Source organism: Roseibium sp. (assembly GCF_025698965.1).
Taxonomy (GTDB): domain Bacteria; phylum Pseudomonadota; class Alphaproteobacteria; order Rhizobiales; family Stappiaceae; genus Roseibium.
In genome coordinates, this window is the sequence record NZ_JAILWL010000039.1 from 1 (window position 1) to 21,650 (window position 21,650).

19 protein-coding genes and 2 pseudogenes are annotated in these 21,650 nt (G+C 55.7%); all 21 read left to right on the plus strand.

What is annotated here, in order from left to right:
• The first annotated feature begins 66 nt into the window (after positions 1–66).
• The 21 genes and pseudogenes from K5905_RS05100 (at position 67) to K5905_RS05200 (ending at position 21,633) form a co-directional block, all read left to right on the plus strand.
• The gene (locus tag K5905_RS05100; protein ID WP_297580935.1) at positions 67–672 is read left to right on the plus strand and encodes an NADH-quinone oxidoreductase subunit C; all 606 of its coding nucleotides are present in this window, start codon (positions 67–69) and stop codon (positions 670–672) included.
• Between the two features lie 83 nt (positions 673–755).
• Entirely contained in the window at positions 756–1,118 is a 363-nt protein-coding gene (locus K5905_RS05105) for a GFA family protein (protein WP_297580977.1), read from the plus strand.
• Positions 1,111–2,295: an NADH-quinone oxidoreductase subunit D gene (locus K5905_RS05110; protein ID WP_297580938.1), complete on the plus strand. Its 1,185-nt coding sequence runs from the start codon at positions 1,111–1,113 to the stop codon at positions 2,293–2,295. The genes K5905_RS05105 and K5905_RS05110 overlap by 8 nt, the downstream gene beginning before the upstream one ends.
• Positions 2,296–2,376: 81 nt before the next feature.
• Complete coding sequence (gene nuoE, locus K5905_RS05115) at positions 2,377–3,573, plus strand: NADH-quinone oxidoreductase subunit NuoE (protein ID WP_297580940.1); 1,197 nt, start codon at positions 2,377–2,379, stop codon at positions 3,571–3,573.
• A 9-nt stretch (positions 3,574–3,582) separates the two neighbouring features.
• Positions 3,583–4,862: pseudogene (nuoF, locus tag K5905_RS05120) on the plus strand (NADH-quinone oxidoreductase subunit NuoF).
• A gap of 4 nt (positions 4,863–4,866) precedes the next feature.
• Complete coding sequence (locus tag K5905_RS05125; RefSeq protein ID WP_297580942.1) at positions 4,867–5,142, plus strand: pentapeptide repeat-containing protein; 276 nt, start codon at positions 4,867–4,869, stop codon at positions 5,140–5,142.
• Positions 5,142–7,205, plus strand: coding sequence for an NADH-quinone oxidoreductase subunit NuoG (nuoG, locus tag K5905_RS05130; protein WP_297580945.1), 2,064 nt, complete (start codon positions 5,142–5,144; stop codon positions 7,203–7,205). The genes K5905_RS05125 and nuoG overlap by 1 nt, the downstream gene beginning before the upstream one ends.
• 16 nt (positions 7,206–7,221) lie before the next feature.
• Positions 7,222–8,280, plus strand: a complete 1,059-nt coding sequence (nuoH, locus tag K5905_RS05135) for an NADH-quinone oxidoreductase subunit NuoH (RefSeq protein ID WP_297580947.1) — start codon at positions 7,222–7,224, stop codon at positions 8,278–8,280.
• Positions 8,277–8,513 (plus strand): hypothetical protein, encoded by a 237-nt coding sequence (locus tag K5905_RS05140; protein ID WP_297580950.1) that lies wholly within the window; start codon positions 8,277–8,279, stop codon positions 8,511–8,513. Before nuoH ends, K5905_RS05140 begins: the two co-directional genes overlap by 4 nt.
• Before the next feature lie 20 nt (positions 8,514–8,533).
• Positions 8,534–9,022 (plus strand): NADH-quinone oxidoreductase subunit NuoI, encoded by a 489-nt coding sequence (gene nuoI / locus K5905_RS05145; protein ID WP_006934709.1) that lies wholly within the window; start codon positions 8,534–8,536, stop codon positions 9,020–9,022.
• Between the two features lie 92 nt (positions 9,023–9,114).
• On the plus strand, positions 9,115–9,729 hold the full coding sequence (locus tag K5905_RS05150; protein WP_297580953.1) for an NADH-quinone oxidoreductase subunit J: 615 nt from the start codon (positions 9,115–9,117) through the stop codon (positions 9,727–9,729).
• Between the two features lie 100 nt (positions 9,730–9,829).
• Positions 9,830–10,138 (plus strand): NADH-quinone oxidoreductase subunit NuoK, encoded by a 309-nt coding sequence (gene nuoK, locus K5905_RS05155; protein ID WP_006934707.1) that lies wholly within the window; start codon positions 9,830–9,832, stop codon positions 10,136–10,138.
• A gap of 6 nt (positions 10,139–10,144) precedes the next feature.
• Positions 10,145–12,148 carry an NADH-quinone oxidoreductase subunit L gene (gene nuoL / locus K5905_RS05160; RefSeq protein ID WP_297580957.1) on the plus strand — a complete coding sequence of 668 codons (2,004 nt, stop codon included), beginning with the start codon at positions 10,145–10,147 and terminating at the stop codon, positions 12,146–12,148.
• The gene (locus tag K5905_RS05165; RefSeq protein ID WP_297580960.1) at positions 12,148–13,677 is read left to right on the plus strand and encodes an NADH-quinone oxidoreductase subunit M; all 1,530 of its coding nucleotides are present in this window, start codon (positions 12,148–12,150) and stop codon (positions 13,675–13,677) included. Before nuoL ends, K5905_RS05165 begins: the two co-directional genes overlap by 1 nt.
• 23 nt (positions 13,678–13,700) lie before the next feature.
• Positions 13,701–15,140, plus strand: a complete 1,440-nt coding sequence (gene nuoN, locus K5905_RS05170; protein WP_297580963.1) for an NADH-quinone oxidoreductase subunit NuoN — start codon at positions 13,701–13,703, stop codon at positions 15,138–15,140.
• 7 nt (positions 15,141–15,147) lie between these two features.
• Entirely contained in the window at positions 15,148–15,927 is a 780-nt protein-coding gene (locus K5905_RS05175; RefSeq protein ID WP_297580965.1) for a biotin--[acetyl-CoA-carboxylase] ligase, read from the plus strand.
• Between the two features lie 35 nt (positions 15,928–15,962).
• Positions 15,963–17,642 carry a ribonuclease J gene (locus K5905_RS05180; protein WP_297580967.1) on the plus strand — a complete coding sequence of 560 codons (1,680 nt, stop codon included), beginning with the start codon at positions 15,963–15,965 and terminating at the stop codon, positions 17,640–17,642.
• A gap of 44 nt (positions 17,643–17,686) precedes the next feature.
• On the plus strand, positions 17,687–18,091 hold the full coding sequence (gene mce, locus K5905_RS05185; RefSeq protein WP_297580969.1) for a methylmalonyl-CoA epimerase: 405 nt from the start codon (positions 17,687–17,689) through the stop codon (positions 18,089–18,091).
• A 6-nt stretch (positions 18,092–18,097) separates the two neighbouring features.
• Positions 18,098–18,388 carry a DUF1467 family protein gene (locus K5905_RS05190; protein ID WP_297580972.1) on the plus strand — a complete coding sequence of 97 codons (291 nt, stop codon included), beginning with the start codon at positions 18,098–18,100 and terminating at the stop codon, positions 18,386–18,388.
• 529 nt (positions 18,389–18,917) lie between these two features.
• A pseudogene (proS, locus tag K5905_RS05195) lies at positions 18,918–20,250 on the plus strand (proline--tRNA ligase).
• Between the two features lie 78 nt (positions 20,251–20,328).
• The gene (locus K5905_RS05200) at positions 20,329–21,633 is read left to right on the plus strand and encodes a lipoprotein-releasing ABC transporter permease subunit (RefSeq protein WP_297580975.1); all 1,305 of its coding nucleotides are present in this window, start codon (positions 20,329–20,331) and stop codon (positions 21,631–21,633) included.
• Positions 21,634–21,650: the final 17 nt, after the last annotated feature.

Sequence of the window (21,650 nt, forward strand, 5' to 3'; positions counted from 1 at the left end):
GGCGGATTTTGAGGGATTGGCGCCCAGCGCCGCAAAACAGGCTCCTTAGGGGTGAGGTCGAACGCGATGGACGAGACTTTGAAGGAACTCGCTGAGCATATTGAGCTTGGTTTGGGTGAGTCCCTTGTGTCCTGGAAGGTCGAATATGGTGAGCTGACGCTGACTGTGAATGCGACCGATATTCTCGATGCAGTACGCTTTTTGCGCGACAACAGTTCGTGCAAATTCGTCAATCTGACGGATATCTGCGGCGTCGATTATCCTTCGCGGGAAAAACGTTTCGACGTTGTCTATCACTTCCTGTCCCCCGTTCAGAACCAACGGATCCGTGTGAAGACCATGACCGACGAAACCACGCCGGTTGCTTCTCTGACGCCATTGTTTCCAGGAGCGGAGTGGTTCGAGCGCGAAGCCTATGACATGTACGGCATCCTCTTTTCCGGTCATCCGGACCTGCGCCGGATCCTGACGGACTATGGCTTCGACGGTCATCCGCTGCGCAAGGATTTTCCGGTCACAGGATTTGTGGAAGTGCGCTACGACGACGAAAAGAAGCGTGTTGTCTATGAGCCGGTCCGCCTGAACCAGGAGATGCGGTCTTTCGATTTTCTTTCACCCTGGGAAGGCACGGATTACGTGCTGCCGGGCGATGAAAAAGCAACCACGAACTGAGGCGGGCAGGGATGAGCGAACGACTTACAGGCGGTTGTCTTTGCGGGAGCGTCAAGTTTACCGCGGTGCCCACCAACGATGAGATGGGCGTTTGCCATTGTGAAATGTGCAGGCGCTGGACCGGGGGCACTTATATGGCAGTTTCCTGCGGAGACAGCGTTGCCTATGAAGATGAAGGTGCGCTTGGCGTCTACAAGTCCTCTGATTACGGCGAGCGCGTATTTTGCAAGACCTGCGGTTCAACGATCGCCTGGCGTCTGCGAGATGGATCTCATACCTCGCTGTCGGCCCAGGCATTCGACGACCCCTCGATCTTCAAGTTTACCACTGAAATCTTCGTAGACGAACAGCCGGACAATTATTCATTTGCGAATGAAACCCGCAAAATGACTGGCCCGGAAGTTTTCGCGTATTACGCCAAACAGCAGGATCCTCAACATGGCTGAGGCTCAGGTTCGAAACTTCAATATCAACTTCGGTCCGCAGCACCCGGCTGCGCACGGCGTTTTGCGCCTCGTGCTGGAGCTGGACGGCGAAGTGGTTACCCGCGTGGATCCGCATATCGGATTGCTGCATCGGGGTACCGAGAAGCTGATTGAGCAGAAGACCTATCTGCAGGCCGTGCCTTACTTCGATCGCCTCGACTATGTGGCGCCGATGAATCAGGAACATGCGTTTGCGCTCGGCGTTGAGCGTTTGCTCGACATTGAAGTTCCCAAGCGTGGTCAATTGATCCGAGTTCTCTACTCGGAAATCGGACGTATCCTGTCGCATCTATTGAACGTAACAACGCAGGCCATGGACGTCGGCGCGCTGACACCGCCGCTTTGGGGCTTTGAGCCACGTGAAGAGCTGATGGTGTTTTATGAGCGTGCCTGTGGCGCTCGCATGCACGCCGCATTTGTGCGTCCTGGCGGAGTTCATCAGGACCTGCCGCGTGATCTTCTCGACGACATCTGGGATTTCTGCGATCCGTTTCTGCAAACTCTGGATGATATCGAAGGTCTTTTGACCGATAACCGGATCTTCAAACAGCGGAATGTCGACATTGGTGTCGTCGATCTTGACGATGCCTGGGCCTGGGGCTTTTCCGGTGTCATGGTGCGCGGGTCGGGGGCTGCGTGGGACCTGCGCAAATCTCAGCCCTATGAGTGTTATTCCGAACTGGATTTCGATATCCCGATCGGCAAGAACGGCGATTGTTATGACCGGTACCTGATCCGCATGGAAGAAATGCGTCAATCAGTTCGGATCATGAAACAGTGTCTGGAAAAGCTCACCGTGGAAACCGGTCCGGTTTCCTCCGTGGATGGCAAAATCGTACCGCCGAAACGCGGCGAGATGAAGCGGTCCATGGAAGCGCTGATCCACCACTTCAAGCTTTACACCGAAGGCTATCACGTTCCGGCTGGTGAAGTTTATGCGGCAGTCGAAGCACCGAAGGGTGAATTCGGCGTCTATCTGGTCGCAGACGGCACCAACAAGCCATACCGTTGCAAGATCAAGGCACCGGGATACGCTCACCTTCAGGCCATGGACTTTCTTTGCCGTGGCCACCTGCTCGCCGATGTCTCGGCGGTGTTGGGTTCCATGGATATCGTGTTCGGTGAGGTCGACCGCTGATGCGGGCGATGCGCCAAAATTTTTCGACCCTGGCAGCCGCATGTCCGGCTCCGGTCAATGTGACAAAACGGGGATAACACCATGGCAGTTCGCCGACTTGCCGCGGAACAACCAGAAAGCTTCGAGTTCACCGAGAACAATCTCTCGTGGGCGAACAAGCTGATCGACCGTTATCCGGCTGGTCGTCAGGCCTCCGCGGTCATTCCACTTTTGTGGCGTGCGCAGGAACAAAATGACGGTTGGGTGAGCGAACCGGCAATTCGCTATATTGCCAATCTGCTCGACATGCCGAAAATCCGGGTGCTGGAGGTGGCGACATTCTACACCATGTTCCAGCTGCAACCAGTCGGCAAGAAAGCGCATATTCAGGTTTGCGGCACAACACCTTGCCAGCTGCGTGGGTCAGAGGACCTGATCAAGATCTGCAAATCCCGTATAGCCAAACACATGCACGAGATTTCCGAAGACGGCATGTTCTCTTGGGAAGAAGTCGAGTGTCTCGGCGCTTGCGTCAACGCGCCCATGGTTCAGATTTTCAAGGATACCTACGAAGATCTGACGGAAGACAGCTTCAACGCGCTGATCGATGATATTGCGGCGGGCAAGGAAGTCACGCCCGGTCCGCAGAACGGTCGTCGCTTTGCGATGGCCGAAGGCGGACAAACCAATCTAACTGAAATCGAGGACGGCACCGTTGGCGAAATGCCAAGAGCGCATCTGGTCGATGGTGCAGAGAAGGCGTCTCATGATTTCGCCGGAGCAGCGATCAATGCAGGCGGGAACGACTATGACGGCGTTCCGACACCAGCGGAAGACGCGGTTGCCAAGGTAAGGTCCGAGTTCGCCGCAAAGGCTGAAAAGAAAACCGAGGCGCCGGCGCCGGCTCCAAAGAAGGACGAAAAGCCGGCTGCGATAAAAGAAGACCAGAAGCCGGTAGACACCAAAAAATCCGATGATTCAGCGACCGTTGCAGTTGAGAAGGAACCGGAGATTCTGACGGGACCTCGCGACGGTAAACCGGATGATCTGAAGAAGCTCAAGGGCGTCGGTCCGAAACTGGAAGAAACGCTCAACAAGCTTGGCTTTTACCATTTCGATCAGGTCGCGAGCTGGGGACCGGAACAGGTTGCCTGGGTTGACAGCCGTTTGAAGTTCAAGGGCCGTATCGAACGCGACGGATGGATCGAGCAGGCGAAGATCCTGGCGTCGGGCGAAGATACGGAATTTTCCAAGCGTGTGGATGCCGGTGAAGTGGCTTCCTCAAAGAGCGAAGACTAGGGGGAAGAGATGCTGAAAGATCAGGATCGGATCTTCACCAATATCTACGGTCTGCATGACTGGGGCCTGGACGGCGCGAAAAAGCGCGGTCAATGGGACAATACCAAAGCTCTGCTCGACAAGGGGCGTGATTGGATCGTTCAGGAAATGAAGGATTCAGGTCTGCGCGGCCGAGGTGGTGCAGGTTTTCCGACCGGCCTGAAATGGTCGTTCATGCCTAAGGAATCCGATGGACGGCCGGCCTATCTGGTTGTCAATGCCGACGAATCCGAGCCAGGCACCTGTAAGGACCGTGAAATTCTCAGGCACGACCCGCATACGCTGGTCGAGGGATGCCTCGTCGCCGGGTATGCCATGGGCGCGATCGCGGCGTACATTTATGTGCGCGGCGAATTCATTCGCGAACGGGAACGTCTTCAGGCCGCGATCGATCAGGCCTATGACGCTGGTCTCATCGGCAAGAACAACAAGAACGGATACGATTTCGATATCTACGTTCACCACGGTGCGGGGGCTTATATCTGCGGCGAAGAGACAGCTCTTCTGGAAAGCATGGAAGGCAAGAAAGGCCAGCCGCGTCTGAAGCCGCCGTTCCCGGCCAATGTCGGCCTTTACGGGTGCCCGACGACCGTGAACAACGTTGAATCGATCGCAGTGGCTCCCACCATTTTGCGCCGCGGTGCTGCGTGGTTCTCGGCTCTCGGTCGGCCGAACAACACGGGAACCAAGCTTTTCTGCGTCTCCGGTCACGTCAATCAGCCCGCAACGTTCGAAGAAGAACTCGGCGTGCCTTTCTCGGAAATGATCGACAAGCATTGTGGCGGTATCCGCGGTGGTTGGGACAATCTGCTGGCCGTAATCCCGGGTGGGTCCTCGGTTCCCTGCTGCACGTCGGAGCAGATCAAGGACGCGCCGATGGATTTCGACACGCTGCGTGGCATGGGCTCAGGTCTTGGTACGGCGGCGGTCATCGTCATGGACAAGTCGACAGACATCATCAAGGCAATTGCTCGGAAAGCTGCGGTCAGTGCACGCCGTGCCGGGAAGGTACCGGCTGGATGTGGCGTGTCATGGAGCGCATGGTCAAGGGCGAGTCCTCTTATGAGGAAATCGACATGCTGTTCAAGGTGACCAAGCAGGTCGAGGGTCATACGATCTGCGCGCTTGGAGATGCGGCTGCCTGGCCGATCCAGGGTCTGATCAAGAATTTCCGGCCGGTGATCGAACAGCGTATCGATGACTATGTTGCCAAATCGAAAACATCTTCGACCTTGGTGGCGGCGGAGTAGTCTGATGAACATCCTGGGGGAAAAGCACTGTCTGAAAGTGAAAGATGCGGACCTTTCGGGGTCCTCGTTCACGGACGTGAATTTTTCCGGGTGCAACTATGACGACGTCAATTTGGCCGGTGGCCGGTATGACAATGTGAATATGGCTGGTTTGCACATTTCCAATGCCAATCTGGCGGGAACAGCAATCAGTCGGAGCCGTCTGAATGGAATGACCATCAACGGTATTGAAGTGACTGAACTGTTGGCTGCCTACGAAGCGGCACAAGAGGCAAAGTGATGACGAAACTGATCATCGACGGCAAAGAAGTGGACGTCCCCGCGGACTACACATTGCTTCAGGCCTGTGAGGAAGCTGGTGCGGAAGTTCCGCGTTTTTGTTACCACGACAGGCTGTCCATTGCCGGCAACTGCCGCATGTGCCTTGTCGAGGTCAAGGGCGGACCACCAAAGCCGACTGCGTCCTGCGCCATGGGCGTGAAGGATCTTCGCCCCGGACCAAATGGCGAGCCGCCGGTAGTCGAAACCAAGTCCGAGATGGTCAAGAAGGCCCGCGAAGGTGTGATGGAGTTTCTGCTCATCAACCACCCGCTGGACTGTCCGATCTGCGACCAGGGTGGCGAGTGCGACCTTCAGGACCAGGCCATGGCCTATGGTGTCGACGGATCACGTTTCCACGAGAACAAGCGTGCGGTCGAAAACAAGGAAATCGGCCCGCTGATCAAGACCATCATGACACGCTGCATTCACTGCACGCGCTGTGTCCGGTTCACCACGGAAGTGTGTGGTGTTACCGACATGGGGTTGATTGGTCGAGGTGAAGACGCGGAGATCACGACGTATCTGGAAGCAGCGCTTTCGTCCGAGATGCAGGGCAATGTTGCGGATCTTTGTCCGGTTGGAGCGCTGACACACAAACCTTACGAGTTTCATGCCCGTCCATGGGAATTGACCAAGACCGAAAGCGTTGATGTCATGGACGCGGTCGGATCGGCCATTCGCGTCGATACCCGGGGCAAGGAAGTCATGCGGGTGATGCCGCGCCTGAGCGAAGAGGTCAACGAAGAGTGGATCTCCGACAAGGCACGTTACATCTGGGACGGCCTCAAGACCCAGCGTCTTGACCGGCCGTATGCCAGGAAAGACGGCAAACTGCAGCCTGTTTCCTGGACTGAAGCGTTCCAGATCATCGCGGACAAGGTCAAGGGCACATCCGCCGACAGGATCGGTGCTCTCGCCGGTCAGCTGGCCGGTGTTGAAGAAATGTTCGCACTGAAAAGCCTGATGGATAAGCTGGGTGTTGTAAACATCGACAGCAGATTCCCGGGATCCCCGCTGCATCCGAAAAACGGTCGCTCAAGCTATCTCTTCAATTCCACGATCCAGGGCATTGAAGACGCTGATGCGATCATGTTGATCGGTACAAACCCGCGTCAGGAAGCGCCGGTTCTGAATGCGCGTATCCGCAAACGCTGGACACGTGGTGATGTTCATATCGGCCTGATCGGCGAAAATGCGGATCTGACCTATCCGGTCACCTACCTCGGAGCGGGGCCGGACAGCTTGAAGCAGTTCGTTGACCATGCACCCGCGAAGGCCGAGCGTCCGATGTTCATTATCGGGCAGGGCGCGCTGAACCGGCCGGATGGCGCGGAAGTGCTCGCAACATTAGCCGCTGCGGCGAAGTCGCTTGGTGTCGTCAAGGACGGTTGGAACGGCTTCAACGTCTTGCATACGGAAGCTTCTCAGGTAGGCGCTCTCGACATAGGTTTTGTGCCGGGTGACGGCGGCAAGGACACCGGTGCGATTCTGGAAGCGGGTGCACTTGATGTCCTGTTTCTGCTGGGTGTCGATGAAGTGGATGTTCCGGAAGGCGCATTTGTCGTCTACCAGGGCACGCATGGTGACCGGGGTGCACATCGCGCCGACATTATCCTTCCAGGTGCTGCCTATACCGAGAAGTCCGCGATCTACGTCAATACCGAGGGCCGTGTCCAGATGGGTGACCGCGCGGCGTTTCCTCCGGGAGATGCTCGTGAAGACTGGGCAATCCTGCGTGCGTTGTCTGCAAATCTCGACCAGACGCTGGAATTTGATTCCCTTCGAGAATTGCGTGCCAAGCTCTATGAAGCCGCACCGCATATGTTGAGTGTGGATGCGATCGAAGCCGGTGATGCGGCAGATGTTGAAAAGTTGGCCGATGCTTCGGCCAAAATGGATGGCGCCGGCTTTACCAACGTCATTTCCGACTTTTTCTTGACCAATCCGATTGCTCGTGCCTCCAAGGTGATGGCCGAGTGTTCGGCGCTCGCGAAAACGCGAGTGGCGGAAGCAGCTGAATAAGGGGTAGGGGACCGATATGGCTGAGTTCATGACGACCTACGGTTTGCCGTTCCTCTGGATGGCGTTCCAGAGCATTCTGCTCATGGTCGTGCTTCTGGTGATCGTCGCTTACATTCTCTATGCAGACCGGAAAATCTGGGCTGCCGTCCAGATCCGCCGCGGCCCGAATGTTGTCGGTCCTTGGGGGCTTCTGCAAAGTTTTGCCGATCTCTTGAAATTCGTTCTGAAAGAACCGGTCATACCGGCGGGTTCCAACAAGATCCTGTTTTTGCTGGCGCCGTTGATATCCGTGATCCTCGCGCTTGCGGCATGGGCGGTTATCCCGGTTGCGGACGGGTGGGTGATCGCCAATATCAATGTCGGCGTCCTGTTTGTCTTCGCGGTGTCCTCGCTCGAGGTCTATGGTGTGATCATTGGCGGTTGGGCGTCAAACTCGAAATATCCGTTCCTGTCAGCACTGCGTTCCGCAGCTCAGATGGTGTCCTATGAGGTTTCCATCGGCTTCGTGATCGTGACAGTCCTGTTGTGCGCAGGCACATTGAACCTCTCCGGCATTGTTCATTCCCAGGAAACGGGACTTGCCAACATGCTTGGTGTTCCGTGGCTGGCTTTCCTGAACTGGTACTGGTTGCCGCTGTTCCCGATGTTCGTGGTGTTTTTCGTATCCGCTCTGGCTGAAACCAATCGCCCACCGTTCGATCTGGCGGAAGCTGAATCGGAACTTGTCGCCGGTTTCATGGTGGAATATGGCTCCACTCCGTACATGATGTTCATGCTTGGCGAATATGTCGCCATCTGCCTGATGTGCGCTCTGATGACCATTTTCTTCATGGGTGGTTGGTTGCCGCCGCTTGATTTCGCACCCTTTACCTGGGTGCCCGGAGTGGTCTGGTTCCTGCTGAAATGTTTCCTTGGCTTCTTCATGTTCGCCATGGTGAAGGCAATGGTTCCGCGCTACCGCTATGACCAGTTGATGCGTCTTGGCTGGAAAGTGTTCCTGCCCCTGTCGCTCGGAATGGTCGTTGTGGTTGCAGCGGTTCTGATGGTGATGGGCTGGGCTCCGGGCGCAGCGTGAGTATCTCGTTGGCCGGAGTGATTGGTGCGGCCGTCGGACTTTATGTCGGCTGGCTCGACTACAAGATCCTGAAGGGAATGCTTCAGGCGGCCGAGATGAAAAACCGACAGGCCGGTGGCGACGGTGGCGCCGCGGCCAAATACAAAGCGCTCTTGAGCGCACTGATTTTTGGAGTTCCGGTGATCGGTTTCCCGATCATTGGTTATTGGGCCGCCAGCCTGCTGGCTGGTTGAGGAAAGAGAGGCAAAAAGCGATGGGACTTAGTCAAGCCGTCAAATCGCTGTTTCTGCAGGAGTTCGTATCGGCATTCGTTCTGGCGATGCGTTACTTCTTCAAGCCGAAGCCAACGGTCAATTACCCGTTCGAAAAGGGGCCGGTCAGCCCACGCTTTCGCGGTGAACACGCTTTGCGCCGTTATCCGAATGGTGAGGAACGGTGTATCGCCTGCAAATTGTGTGAAGCGATCTGCCCGGCACAGGCGATCACTATCGAAGCTGGTCCGCGCCGCAACGATGGTACACGCCGAACCACTCGCTACGATATCGATATGGTCAAGTGCATCTATTGCGGCTTCTGTCAGGAAGCCTGCCCGGTGGATGCAATTGTTGAAGGGCCGAATTTCGAATTCGCAACGGAAACCCGCGAAGAGCTTTACTACGACAAGGAAAAGCTGCTTGCGAATGGTGATCGTTGGGAACGTGAAATTGCCCGCAACATTGAAATGGATGCTCCTTACAGATAGGAGCTAACCGAACACTTCTACTTCTGCCCGGCAATCCGGCCGGGCCCTGAATTTCCGGCCCGAAAAGGCCACACGACAGGCAGGTCTTTGAAATGATCCTGAAAGCCCTCTTTTTCTACCTGTTTGCCGGCGTCACTCTGGCGTCCGGGTTCATGGTGATCGCGTCCCGAAATCCGGTGACATCGGTTCTGTTCCTGATCTTGGCCTTTGTGAACTCCGCCGGCTTGTTCATTCTGCTTGGCGCCGAATACCTGGCTCTGCTTCTGGTGGTCGTCTATGTCGGCGCAGTGGCAGTTCTGTTCCTGTTCGTCGTCATGATGCTGGATGTGGATTTTGTCGAGCTGCGCCAGGGGTTTTTGCAGTATCTGCCGATTGGCGGCCTGGTCGGACTTATCCTGCTGGTCGAAATTCTGATGGGCGTAGGTGCCTGGATTATCGCACCTGAAATACTTGGACACGGCGCTGAACCAATGCCGGCGCTCACGGAGACGAGCAACATTCAGGCACTCGGCTCGGTGCTCTACACAAAATACATCTATTTCTTCCAGGTCGCTGGCCTGGTGCTGCTGGTGGCGATGATCGGGGCGATTGTCCTGACGCTGCGCCATAAGCCGAATGTCAAACGTCAAAGCATTCCGGAACAGGTTGGCCGTACACGCGAGGCAGCTGTTGAAGTTCGGAAGGTGGAAACGGGCAAAGGGATCTGACGCAAATACGTTTGCGTTTCATAAGTAAAGTCCGGGAACCGGCACGCTCCTCCGTGCTGTTTCCGGTTGGGGTTAACGAGGGGAGCACGGCGAGGCGCCCATGGAAATCGGTCTGTCGCACTATCTGTCGGTCGCGGCGATCCTGTTCACAATCGGGATTTTCGGGATCTTTCTGAACAGGAAGAACGTGATTGTTATCTTGATGTCGATCGAATTGCTTCTGCTTTCGGTGAACATCAATTTTGTCGCCTTTTCGTCGTTCCTCGGCGACATGATGGGGCAGATCTTCACCATGCTGGTGCTTACGGTTGCCGCCGCTGAAGCGGCTATCGGTCTGGCGATCCTGGTGGTGTTCCACCGGAACCGCGGCTCGATCGCCGTGGAAGACGTCAATGTGATGAAAGGGTAGGAGCTGATGTATTCCGCAATCCTGTTCCTGCCGCTGATCGGCTTCCTGATTGCCGGCCTTTTCGGCCGGACCATCGGCGACAAGGCCTGTGAGTATATTACAAGCGGGTTGGTGATCCTGGCGGCGCTGCTGTCATGGATTACGTTTTTCGGTTTCTGGCTCGGCGGTTCCGAGCTGCAGATCGTGGAGCTTTTCCGCTGGGTGGATGCCGGCGATCTCAAGGTTTCCTGGTCGATCCGGGTCGACACTCTGACCGCAGTCATGCTGGTCGTGGTCAATACTGTTTCCGCGCTCGTGCATGTCTATTCGATCGGCTACATGCATCACGATCCGCACCGTCCGCGCTTCTTTGCCTATCTGTCGCTGTTTACGTTCGCGATGCTGTCGCTGGTCACAGCCGACAACCTGCTGCAAATGTTCTTCGGCTGGGAAGGTGTTGGTCTTGCTTCCTATCTGCTGATCGGTTTCTGGTACAAGAAACCTTCGGCGAATGCGGCGGCCATGAAAGCTTTTGTGGTCAACCGTGTCGGCGACTTTGGCTTTGCGCTTGGTATCTTTGGTGTCTTCTACGTTTTCCAGAGCATCGAGTTCACCACCATCTTCAATGATGCACCGTCCTTCATCGAGCGACCCGGCGAGGCGCTGACCTTCCTGGGTTATCATCTTGACCCGCATGCGACGATGACGGTTATCTGCCTGCTTCTCTTCATGGGGGCGATGGGTAAGTCAGCGCAGTTCCTGCTGCACACGTGGTTGCCGGATGCGATGGAAGGCCCGACACCGGTGTCCGCGCTCATCCATGCTGCGACCATGGTGACCGCAGGCGTCTTCATGGTGGCACGCCTGTCACCGCTTATGGAACTTTCCCACACTGCGCTGGCCGTGATCGTTTTCTTCGGTGCGACAACTGCGTTCTTTGCGGCGACGGTCGGTCTGGTCCAGAACGACATCAAGCGGGTGATTGCCTATTCGACCTGCTCTCAGCTCGGTTACATGTTTGTCGCTCTGGGGGTCGGAGCCTATTCGATTGGGATCTTCCACCTGTTCACGCATGCGTTCTTCAAGGCGCTTTTGTTCCTGTGTGCCGGTTCGGTGATCCACGCCGTTTCTGACGAGCAGGACATGCGTAAGATGGGTGGGCTGCGCAAGCATATCCCGATTACCTATTGGACGATGATGATCGGCACGCTGGCGCTAACCGGTGTCGGCATTCCGTTCACCCACCTCGGTTTTGCGGGCTTCATCTCCAAGGACGCGATCATCGAGGCTGCCTTTGCCGGCTCCGTTGGCGACCATGCCAACCCGATGGCGCTCTATGGCTTCTGGCTGACTGTGATCGCGGCCGCGCTAACAGCTTTCTACTCCTGGCGACTGACTTTCATGACCTTCCATGGAAAACCACGTGCACCGGTCGATGTCATGAAACACGTTCACGAATCGCCGCTTGTGATGACCGTACCGCTTGCCATTCTGGCCATTGGCGCCGCGTTTGCCGGTATGGTCTTCTACGGTTCTTTCTATGGTGAAGGTTACGACGCCTTCTGGAAAGGTTCGCTGTTCACCTCGGAGACCAATCATATTCTTCATGCAATGCACGAGGTTCCCGCCTGGGTCAAAGTCTCGCCGTTCGTGATGATGGTGCTTGGGTTCCTGGTGGCCTACCTGTTCTATATCCGCTCGCCGGAGATGCCGAAGCAGTTGGCGGAGCGCCATCAGGGCCTCTACCAGTTCCTTTTGAACAAGTGGTACTTCGACGAGATCTACGACTTCATCTTTGTCCGCCCTGCCGTATGGCTTGGCCGAACCCTTTGGAAGAAAGGGGATGGCACCGTTATTGACGGCTTCGGGCCGAATGGTGTCGCCAGCCGCGTTCAAAATGTCACGGCCTGGGTCGTGAAATTGCAGACCGGATATCTTTATCACTACGCATTTGCGATGCTGATCGGTGTGGCCGCGCTCATCACCTGGTCGATGTTCACCGGTGCTGGCACCGGCGGGGGTGCACACTAATGATCGACTGGCCAATTCTGTCACTCACGACCTTCTTGCCGCTTCTTGGCGTGCTCTTCATCCTCCTGGTTCCGGGTGATGATGAAGGCAGCAAGAAGAACATCCGGATGGTCGCTCTGGTGACGACTTCCGTGACTTTCCTACTGTCACTGTTCATCTGGGGAAGTTTCGACTACGCCAATCCGGGTTTCCAGTTTGTCGAAAACAAGCCCTGGCTGGGCGGTGAGATCAGTTACAAGATGGGTGTCGATGGCATTTCGGTGCTGTTTGTCATTCTGACCACGTTCCTGATGCCTTTCTGTGTGTTGGCCTCCTGGGAAAGCGTCCAGAAGCGCGTCAAGGAATACATGATTGCCTTCCTTGTGCTGGAAACGCTGATGATCGGTGTTTTCTGTGCACTTGACCTGGTTGTGTTCTACGTCTTCTTCGAAGCCGGCCTCATTCCGATGTTCCTGATCATTGGTGTCTGGGGTGGAAAACGCCGGGTGTATGCATCCTACAAGTTCTTCCTTTACACGCTTCTCGGATCAGTTTTGATGCTGATCGCGATCATGGCGATGTACTGGAATGCCGGCACGACGGACATTGAAAAGCTGCTGGCACATTCTTTCCCGGCAGGCATGCAAACCTGGTTATGGCTTGCGTTCTTCGCCTCGTTTGCAGTGAAAATGCCGATGTGGCCGGTTCATACCTGGTTGCCGGACGCCCACGTTGAAGCACCGACAGCTGGTTCGGTGATCTTGGCAGGTGTTCTCCTGAAGCTTGGTGGATACGGTTTCCTGCGGTTTTCGCTGCCGATGTTCCCGATTGCCTCTGATATGTTTGCGCCGATGATCTACACGCTTTCAGTGGTTGCGATTATCTACACCTCACTGGTGGCGCTCGCGCAGGAAGACATCAAGAAACTGATCGCCTATTCCTCGGTGGCGCACATGGGTTACGTCACCATGGGTATCTTCACGATGACCCACCAGGGCGTGCAGGGCGGCATTTTCCAGATGTTGTCTCACGGTATTGTTTCCGGTGCGCTCTTCCTTTGTGTCGGCGTTATCTACGACCGGATGCACACACGCGATATTGCTGCTTATGGCGGTCTTGTAAGCAGGATGCCGAAATACGCGGTGGTGTTCCTGATCTTCACCATGGCCAATGTCGGCTTGCCGGGGACGTCCGGTTTCGTCGGAGAGATTCTGACGCTGATGGGCGCATTCCAGGTCAATACGTGGGTTGCTTTCTTCGCGACTTCCGGTGTGATCCTGTCGGCTGTCTATGCGCTTTACCTTTACCGCCGTGTTGTGTTCGGGGCGTTGGAAAAGGAAAGCCTCAAGTCGATCCTCGACCTGAATTTGCGGGAAAAGGTCATCCTGATCCCAATGATCGTCCTGACGATCTTCTTCGGTTTCTATCCGATGGCGATCCTGGACGTGACACAGGGCGCAGTCGACAATCTCATCAATCACTATGTTGCGGCGCTTGACGCGGCCGGGGTCACCCAGCACGCAGCTGCTGCTGCCGCAGCATCTCACTAAAGTTTCGAGGACGAGACAGAGCTATGTCAGATGTGAGCCAATTGCCAGATCTCATGCCGGTCCTGCCGGAAATCATTCTGGCCCTCGGAGCTATGGTCTTGCTGATGGTTGGCGCCTTTGGCGGCAAAGGTGTCAGCTATGCTGTTTTCGGCGGCGCGATGGGGCTTCTGGGCGGTACGTTCCTGGTTCTTTTGTTCGTACCGGCCTATGGAGAAACCTTCGGTGGATCCTTCGTACTTGATGAGTTTGCCTATCTTCTCAAGTTGCTTGTTCTTGTCGGTTCGTTCTTTGCGATCGCAATGTCATGGGCGTATGCCAAGAGCCAGTCGTTCGACCATTTCGAATATCCGATCCTGATCGTCCTGGCGACGCTCGGCATGATGCTGATGCTATCTGCGAACGACATGATCGCGCTTTATCTCGGTCTCGAACTGCAGAGCCTGTCGCTTTACGTTGTTGCCGCGATCAATCGGGACAGCGTTCGTTCGACGGAAGCCGGTCTCAAGTACTTTGTCCTTGGAGCACTGTCTTCCGGCATGCTGCTTTACGGCATGTCGCTGGTCTATGGTTTCACCGGGCAGGTGTCGTTTGAAGGTATTGCGCATGCACTGAGCGAAGAAGGGGCTTCCATCGGCCTCGTGATCGGTCTGACCTTCATTCTGGCAGGTCTTGCCTTCAAGATCTCCGCGGTTCCATTCCACATGTGGACGCCGGATGTTTATGAAGGTGCACCGACACCGGTCACGGCCTTCCTGGCGGCTGCCCCGAAAGTTGCGGCGATGGGAATGCTGGTGCGAATTGTCATCGAAGCTTTCCAGCCGGTGACATCCGACTGGCAGCAGATTGTGGTTTTTGTCTCCATTGCATCCATGGCGCTCGGAGCATTCGCCGCCATTGGCCAGCGCAATCTGAAACGGCTGATGGCCTATTCTTCCATAGGTCATATGGGCTATGCGCTTGTTGGTCTTGCTGCCGGTACGCAAACGGGTGTTGAAGGCGTCATCTTCTATATGGCGGCCTATCTCAGCATGACCCTGGGTGTCTTCGCCTGCATTCTCTCCATGCGCCGCAAGGATGGAATGTATGAAGAAATCGACGATCTTGCCGGCCTGTCGCAGACCAATCTGCCGATGGCTATTCTGCTGGCGCTGCTGATGTTCTCCCTGGCCGGAATTCCGCCCCTGGTTGGCTTCTTCGGCAAGTGGTATGTCTTTGTCGCAGCCGTTGAGGCCGGGCTTTATCCGCTCGCGGTCATCGGTGTGCTGATGTCGGTTGTCGGTGCGTACTATTACCTGAGGATCGTCAAGGTGATGTTCTTCGATGAACCTGTCGAAGGGTTTGAAGCCATGCCGATGGAGTTGAAAGTTGTTCTGGGCCTGTCCAGCGTCTTTGTGATCTTCTTCTGGCTAGCGCCCGGGCAGGTGATCAGCGCGGCGAGTGCCGCGGCGCAATCATTGTTCTGATCGAAGTATGACAGATAGAAACCTTGAACGTCCGGCGCCTGGTGCGCCGGATTTTCGCTATGAAGAGCATGAGAGCGTAAGCTCCACCAATACACTGTGTTTTGACCGGGCGCGTGCGGGACATCCCGGACGGCTTTGGATTCGCGCAGACATGCAATCGTCGGGCAGGGGACGCAGAGGGCGCGACTGGTCGTCACCGACTGGCAACCTCTTTGCGAGTGTTTTGCTGATAGACCCGCAACCGTCGGACAGGATAGGGGAATTGCCGCTGGCTGCAGCGGTGGCACTTTCTGAAGCTGTCGATAAAGCCGCGGGAACCTTCCAGCTCGTCAGCCTAAAATGGCCGAATGACCTGCTTGTTGATGAGGCCAAGCTGTCTGGCATTCTTCTGGAGGCGGAAGTGCTGGACGATGGCCGGCAGGCAGTGGTTATTGGATTTGGCGTCAATTGTGTTACACACCCGCCTCTGGCGTTGTATGAAGCGACTGATCTCAGGAGCCTCGGCTATCAAATTACTGCCGAGCGCCTGTTTGAGGCCCTTGCATCAACCATGACGGAGCAGCTTGACAACTGGTGTCAGCCGGGTGGGTTTCAATCCATTCGCAAGCTCTGGCTCAAACGGGCGGCGCATCTTGGCAAGGAAATTACGGTCAGGACCGCTCAGGAAGAAATTACCGGCATTTTTGCCGACCTGGATGCGCGTGGTCATCTGGTCCTGAAGCAGGACGACGGCCGGCAGCGCACCATTTATGCAGGCGATGTGTTTTTAGCCGATGACACCCGCTAAGAGGATGCCTGTGCACGTGCTTAAAGGAGCAATCCATGGCTTCGGCCACTGAAAACAAAAACGACATTGTGTTTCTGCCACTTGGCGGTGTCGGTGAAATCGGGATGAACCTGGGTCTTTACGGCTATGGTCCCGAAGAAAACAGAACCTGGCTCATCGTTGACTGCGGTGTGAGCTTTGCAGGTCCCGAGCTACCCGGCATTGATGTCATCGTGCCGGATATCAAGTTTCTGGAAGACGAAGTCGACAATATCGCCGGTATGGTCATTACCCATGCCCATGAAGACCATTATGGCGGTATTCTGCATCTCTGGCCTTTTCTGAAAGTGCCTGTCTATGCGACGGCGTTTACCGCCGGTCTGCTTGCTGCCAAGACCGAGAGCGAACCAGGGGCCGAAGAAGTACCTGTCACGGTCGTCAAGCAGGGGGAGCGTCACAAGATCGGTCCGTTCGATGTTGAATTTGTTGCCATGGCGCATTCGATCCCCGAACCGTGCGCGCTTGCCATCAGAACACCGGCGGGGCTCGTGCTCCATACGGGGGACTGGAAAATTGATCCGACCCCCGGCGTCGGACTGCCGATTGATATGGATAGGCTGGCCGAACTCGGGCGCGAAGGCGTAATGGCACTTGTCTGCGACAGTACCAACGCGGTGCGTGACGGTGTCAGCCCGAGCGAAGCTGATGTTGCGAAAGAGCTGAAGAAGGTGATGGGGGCTGCCTCGCACCGGATTGCGGTGACCACATTCGCATCCAATGTCGCCCGTATCCGGGCCATCGCCGAAGCCGCAGCCGCAAACGACCGTGACGTTGTCGTTGTCGGACGGTCAATGCATCGGGTCATCGATGTAGCGGGCGAACTCGGTTATCTGGAAGGACTGAAGCCGTTTCACGACGAAGAAGCCTTCGGCTATCTGCCGCGCGAAAAGGCGGTTTTGCTCTGCACGGGATCGCAAGGCGAAAGCAGAGCGGCACTTGCTCGGATTGCAAGCGGCGATCATCGACATATCGCACTTACCAAGCGTGACATGGTGATTTTCTCTTCCCGGACCATTCCGGGAAACGAGAAGGCAGTTGGTGAGGTCATGAACAATCTGGCCGACAACGACGTCACAATTATCACCGACCGGGATGCGCTGGTGCATGTTTCCGGTCACCCGCGCCGGGGTGAGTTGGAGCAGTTATACAAACTGATCAAGCCGAAAGTCGTGCTTCCCGTTCATGGTGAACCGTTGCATCTTGCAGCTCATGCTGCGTTTGCGAAGGAACAGGGTGTTCCGGAAGTCGTGCGCGGCAAGAACGGGGACATTATTTGCCTGACAGCCGGAAAATCCGGAGTTGTCGATGAAGCACCGTCCGGCATTCTAGTGAAAGACGGTGCCATTCTTGATGACCCGGAAGTGACCGGCGTGAAGGAGCGGCGCAAGTTGTCTTATGCCGGTGCAGCAGTTGTTGCCCTGGTGGTCAACCGGTCAGGGGACCTGTTGTCGGATCCGGACATCACGTTGCTGGGGTTGCCGGACACCGATGACGACGGTGAACCGATGGAAGATATCGTTATCAAGGCCGTGGTCGGTGCGGTAACGAGCATTCCGAAAGGTCGGCGCAAAGACAAGGATCTGGTGGCGGAGGCGGCTCGGCGGGCTGCACGGTCCGAGATCCTGGATGTCTGGGGCAAAAAGACGCTCTGCAAGGTGATGGTGACCCAAATATAGTCAGCTGAACGGCCTTTTGAGCCGTTCCATGCGGAGGAAATTTTATGATCGGACGGCTCAATCACGTCGCAATCGCTGTATCGGATATCGAAGCTGCAACCGCCGTTTACCGGGATACGCTCGGTGCGGAAGTTTCGGCTAAGGAAGCGCAGCCGGATCACGGTGTCAGCACGGTTTTCATCAATCTGCCCAATACGAAAATCGAGTTGCTGGAGCCGCTCGGCGAGAATTCACCGATCATCAAATTCCTTGAGAAAAATCCATCGGGTGGAATTCATCACGTCTGCTATGAAGTGGATGACATCATTGCCGCGCGCGACAAGTTGATCGCCGACGGTGCGCGCGTGCTTGGTGACGGCGAACCGAGGATCGGAGCTCACGGCAAACCGGTTCTGTTTCTCCACCCCAAGGACTTTCTTGGAACCCTGACTGAGCTGGAAGAGGCGTAAGCGAAGATGTCGCCGGTGTTTGGTGTTGCCGTATACTTCATGCTGTGGTGGATCATTCTGTTTGCGATTCTGCCTTTCGGTCTACACAAGACCCAGGAGGAAGCAGGAGAGGTGACGCCGGGGTCTGAACCGAGTGCACCGGACCGCCCCAGATTCCTGAAAGTGATTGTTGCAACCACAATCATAACGACTGTCGTATTTTCCGGTTTTCTTTATGCGCGGCAATCTGGCTATGGGCTGGATGACATTCCGTTTTTCAAACCGCCAAGTCAGAGCTACAGCCAGCCGAGCGGCTAGTCTTTGCCAAGGCTTTTTTGACGGTAATGGAAATCATATGATTTTTACAAAAAGAAAAAGGCAGAGCCAAAGCCCTGCCTTTAAAAAGTTCCGCGTCTAAACTGACCCCAATCCCTTACCGGTTGGTATAACAACCTGGTTGGGCGGCTGCGAACCGAAAGGTGCGCCAGAGGGTCCTTCCTCCCAAGACTCAGACCGCGATGTTCTTGAGCTTCTTAGCATTTCTGCCGAGGCATCTTTTTTATTATGGGGTCGAAACCTATCTCATTGTTTCTGACTTGTCACCTATTTGTCGCAGGAAGCGCAATTTTTTTGCTTGCCCAATTCGTTTGCGCAAGACCAAGCGCAACCAAGTTGCAATTCCGGTTGAAAATTGAGGTGGCAAAACAAAGGAAATCCCTCATTTGAACGCGATTTGGCGGCAATTTCTGTAAAAGGTTATCTGTGATGCGCAAAGGGCTTGTTTTTGCCTCCCGCTTGCGCTTTGACTGCGCACAAAACAGGCTTTGCCCAAATTGAGAGAACATTCATGCGTCTTTCCCGATATTTTCTGCCCATCTTGAAAGAAACCCCCAAGGAGGCCGAGATCGTTTCCCACCGGCTTATGCTGCGTGCCGGGATGATCCGTCAGCAATCAGCGGGTATATATTCTTGGTTGCCACTCGGTCACAAGGTTTTGCGCAAGATCGAGCGTATTGTCGAAGAGGAGCAGGCACGCGCCGGTGCGATCCAGTTGTTGATGCCGACGATCCAGTCCGCTGATCTCTGGCGGGAAAGCGGTCGATATGATGCATATGGTAAGGAAATGCTCCGCATCACCGACCGTCACGAGCGGGACATGCTTTACGGCCCGACCAACGAAGAGATGATCAGCGATATCTTTCGCGGTTATGTGCGCTCCTACAAGGACCTGCCACTGAACCTTTATCATATTCAATGGAAGTTCCGTGACGAGGTTCGTCCGCGTTTCGGGGTCATGCGTGGCCGTGAGTTCCTGATGAAAGACGCCTATTCCTTCGACCTGGATCAGGAAAAGGCCGTTGAGTCCTATAATCGCATGTTTGTTGCCTACCTGCGCACCTATAAACGTATGGGCCTGACGGCAATCCCAATGCGCGCGGAAACGGGTCCTATCGGCGGTGATCTCAGCCACGAGTTCATTGTTCTGGCCGAAACCGGAGAAAGCGAGGTCTACTGCCACGCCGATTACCTGAACAAGGAAACACCTGGCGAAGACGTTGACTTCAGCAGCGACCTTACTCCGATCGTAAAGGACTGGACTGCGCACTACGCTGCCACTGAGGATGTCCGTTGACAAAGCGGAGTTCGAAGCCTCGGTGCCGGAAGACAAGCGGATTGTGGCGCGTGGCATCGAAGTTGGTCAGACTTTCTATTTCGGCACCAAGTATTCCGAACCGATGGGAGCGAAGGTTGCCACCGCTGAAGGGAAGGAAGTTCCGGTTCACATGGGGTCCTACGGCGTTGGCGTTTCCCGCCTTCTTGGCGCCTTGATCGAAGCCAATCATGATGAAAATGGAATCATCTGGCCGAAATCCGTCGCCCCGTTCCATGTTGGTCTGGTCAATCTGAAGCCGGGTGACGAGACGACCGATTCCGTGAGTGAGGACCTTTACGCCAAGCTGGAAGCTGCCGGTATCGAAGTGCTCTACGACGATACAGATACACGGGCCGGTGCAAAGTTCGCCACCATGGACCTGATTGGGTTGCCGTTCCAGGTTGTTGCCGGTCCGCGTGGACTGAAAGAGGGCCTGTTGGAGGTCAAGGATCGTGCAACTGGGGAAAAGGAAATGCTTTCTCCAGACGCAACCTTGAACAAGCTGACGGCGGCATTGACGGACTAATCAAGTCCGGTGATCCTCGGGGCGGGGATTCGGCAGCAATTATTGCTGCCGAAAGGGCATTGCTGAAGTGGATGGATAATGACAGCGGCAAACACTGTGGACGTTGACGAAGGTCAGAAGCCCGCGGCGCCTACACGCCCCTTTTCCGCCTTCGAATGGATGATCGCGGGCCGATACCTGCGTTCGCGCAGGCGCGAGACATTTATTTCCGTGATCGCCGGTTTTTCTTTCGCCGGTATCATGCTCGGCGTGGCGACACTCATCATCGTGATGGCTGTGATGAACGGTTTTCGTTCGGAGTTGCTGGGCAAGATTCTCGGCATCAACGGCCACATGCTGGTTCAGCCCATCGACATGCCGCTGACCGACTATGATGCGGTATCGGCACGGCTGGAGGGGGTGCCTGACGTTGTCAGTGCCATTCCCTTTATCGAGGGACAGGCACTGGTGTCAGGTCCTGCCGGCAATCTCGGCGCGCTGGTGCGCGGTGTCTATGAAAGTGATCTGCGCCGGATACCGCTTATCGCCAACAATGTTCGTTCAGGCACGCTGGATGGTTTCGATGCCGGGGAGGGCGTCGCAATCGGCTCCCGGATGGCGCAACAGCTTGGTATCACGACAGGCGACAACATCACCATAATCTCGCCGCGTGGCAGCGTGACCCCCATGGGGGTGACACCGCGGCTCAAGGCCTATCCGGTTACGGCTATTTTCGAAATCGGCATGAGCGAGTACGATTCAACGTTCCTGTTCATGCCGCTTGAAGAGGCCCAAGCCTATTTCAACATGGACACGAAAGCGACGGGGATCGAGGTCTATGTCGTCGATCCGGACAATGTCGGTGTGATGACCAAGGCGATTGAAGAGGCGGCGGAGCGACCAACCTTCGTGACCGACTGGCGCCAGAGAAACGTGACTTTCTTTTCCGCGCTGGAAGTGGAACGAAACGTGATGTTCATCATCTTGACGCTGATCGTTCTGGTGGCCGCGTTGAACATCATTTCAGGGTTGATCATGCTGGTGAAGGATAAGGGGCGCGACATTGCGATCCTGCGCACCATGGGAGCAACCCGTGGATCCGTCATGCGAATATTCCTGATCACGGGGGCGAGCATAGGATGTGTGGGTACGCTAGCCGGCTTCATACTTGGCTTGATTGTCTGCCTGAATATCGAGAGCATCCGTCAGTTCGTTTCCTGGCTGACGTCGACCCAGTTGTTCGACCCGACGCTCTATTTCCTGTCTAAGCTGCCGGCAGAAATTGACAGTGGCGAGACGATCACGGTCCTCTTGATGGCCTTGGCGCTGTCGCTTCTTGCGACACTTTACCCGGCATGGCGCGCGGCCCGGCTCGATCCTGTCGAAGCGCTTCGGTATGAATAGGGAGGCGGAGATGAATA

Bases quoted from the DNA above. Each gene is read 5' to 3' on its own strand.
- K5905_RS05100 (WP_297580935.1), top strand. From the start codon at position 67: ATGGACGAGACTTTGAAGGAACTCGCTGAGCATATTGAGCTTGGTTTG.
- K5905_RS05105 (WP_297580977.1), top strand. From the start codon at position 756: ATGGGCGTTTGCCATTGTGAAATGTGCAGGCGCTGGACCGGGGGCACT.
- K5905_RS05110 (WP_297580938.1), top strand. From the start codon at position 1,111: ATGGCTGAGGCTCAGGTTCGAAACTTCAATATCAACTTCGGTCCGCAG.
- nuoE (WP_297580940.1), top strand. From the start codon at position 2,377: ATGGCAGTTCGCCGACTTGCCGCGGAACAACCAGAAAGCTTCGAGTTC.
- K5905_RS05125 (WP_297580942.1), top strand. From the start codon at position 4,867: ATGAACATCCTGGGGGAAAAGCACTGTCTGAAAGTGAAAGATGCGGAC.
- nuoG (WP_297580945.1), top strand. From the start codon at position 5,142: ATGACGAAACTGATCATCGACGGCAAAGAAGTGGACGTCCCCGCGGAC.
- nuoH (WP_297580947.1), top strand. From the start codon at position 7,222: ATGGCTGAGTTCATGACGACCTACGGTTTGCCGTTCCTCTGGATGGCG.
- nuoI (WP_006934709.1), top strand. From the start codon at position 8,534: ATGGGACTTAGTCAAGCCGTCAAATCGCTGTTTCTGCAGGAGTTCGTA.
- K5905_RS05150 (WP_297580953.1), top strand. From the start codon at position 9,115: ATGATCCTGAAAGCCCTCTTTTTCTACCTGTTTGCCGGCGTCACTCTG.
- nuoK (WP_006934707.1), top strand. From the start codon at position 9,830: ATGGAAATCGGTCTGTCGCACTATCTGTCGGTCGCGGCGATCCTGTTC.
- nuoL (WP_297580957.1), top strand. From the start codon at position 10,145: ATGTATTCCGCAATCCTGTTCCTGCCGCTGATCGGCTTCCTGATTGCC.
- K5905_RS05165 (WP_297580960.1), top strand. From the start codon at position 12,148: ATGATCGACTGGCCAATTCTGTCACTCACGACCTTCTTGCCGCTTCTT.
- nuoN (WP_297580963.1), top strand. From the start codon at position 13,701: ATGTCAGATGTGAGCCAATTGCCAGATCTCATGCCGGTCCTGCCGGAA.
- K5905_RS05175 (WP_297580965.1), top strand. From the start codon at position 15,148: ATGACAGATAGAAACCTTGAACGTCCGGCGCCTGGTGCGCCGGATTTT.
- K5905_RS05180 (WP_297580967.1), top strand. From the start codon at position 15,963: ATGGCTTCGGCCACTGAAAACAAAAACGACATTGTGTTTCTGCCACTT.
- mce (WP_297580969.1), top strand. From the start codon at position 17,687: ATGATCGGACGGCTCAATCACGTCGCAATCGCTGTATCGGATATCGAA.
- K5905_RS05190 (WP_297580972.1), top strand. From the start codon at position 18,098: ATGTCGCCGGTGTTTGGTGTTGCCGTATACTTCATGCTGTGGTGGATC.
- K5905_RS05200 (WP_297580975.1), top strand. From the start codon at position 20,329: ATGACAGCGGCAAACACTGTGGACGTTGACGAAGGTCAGAAGCCCGCG.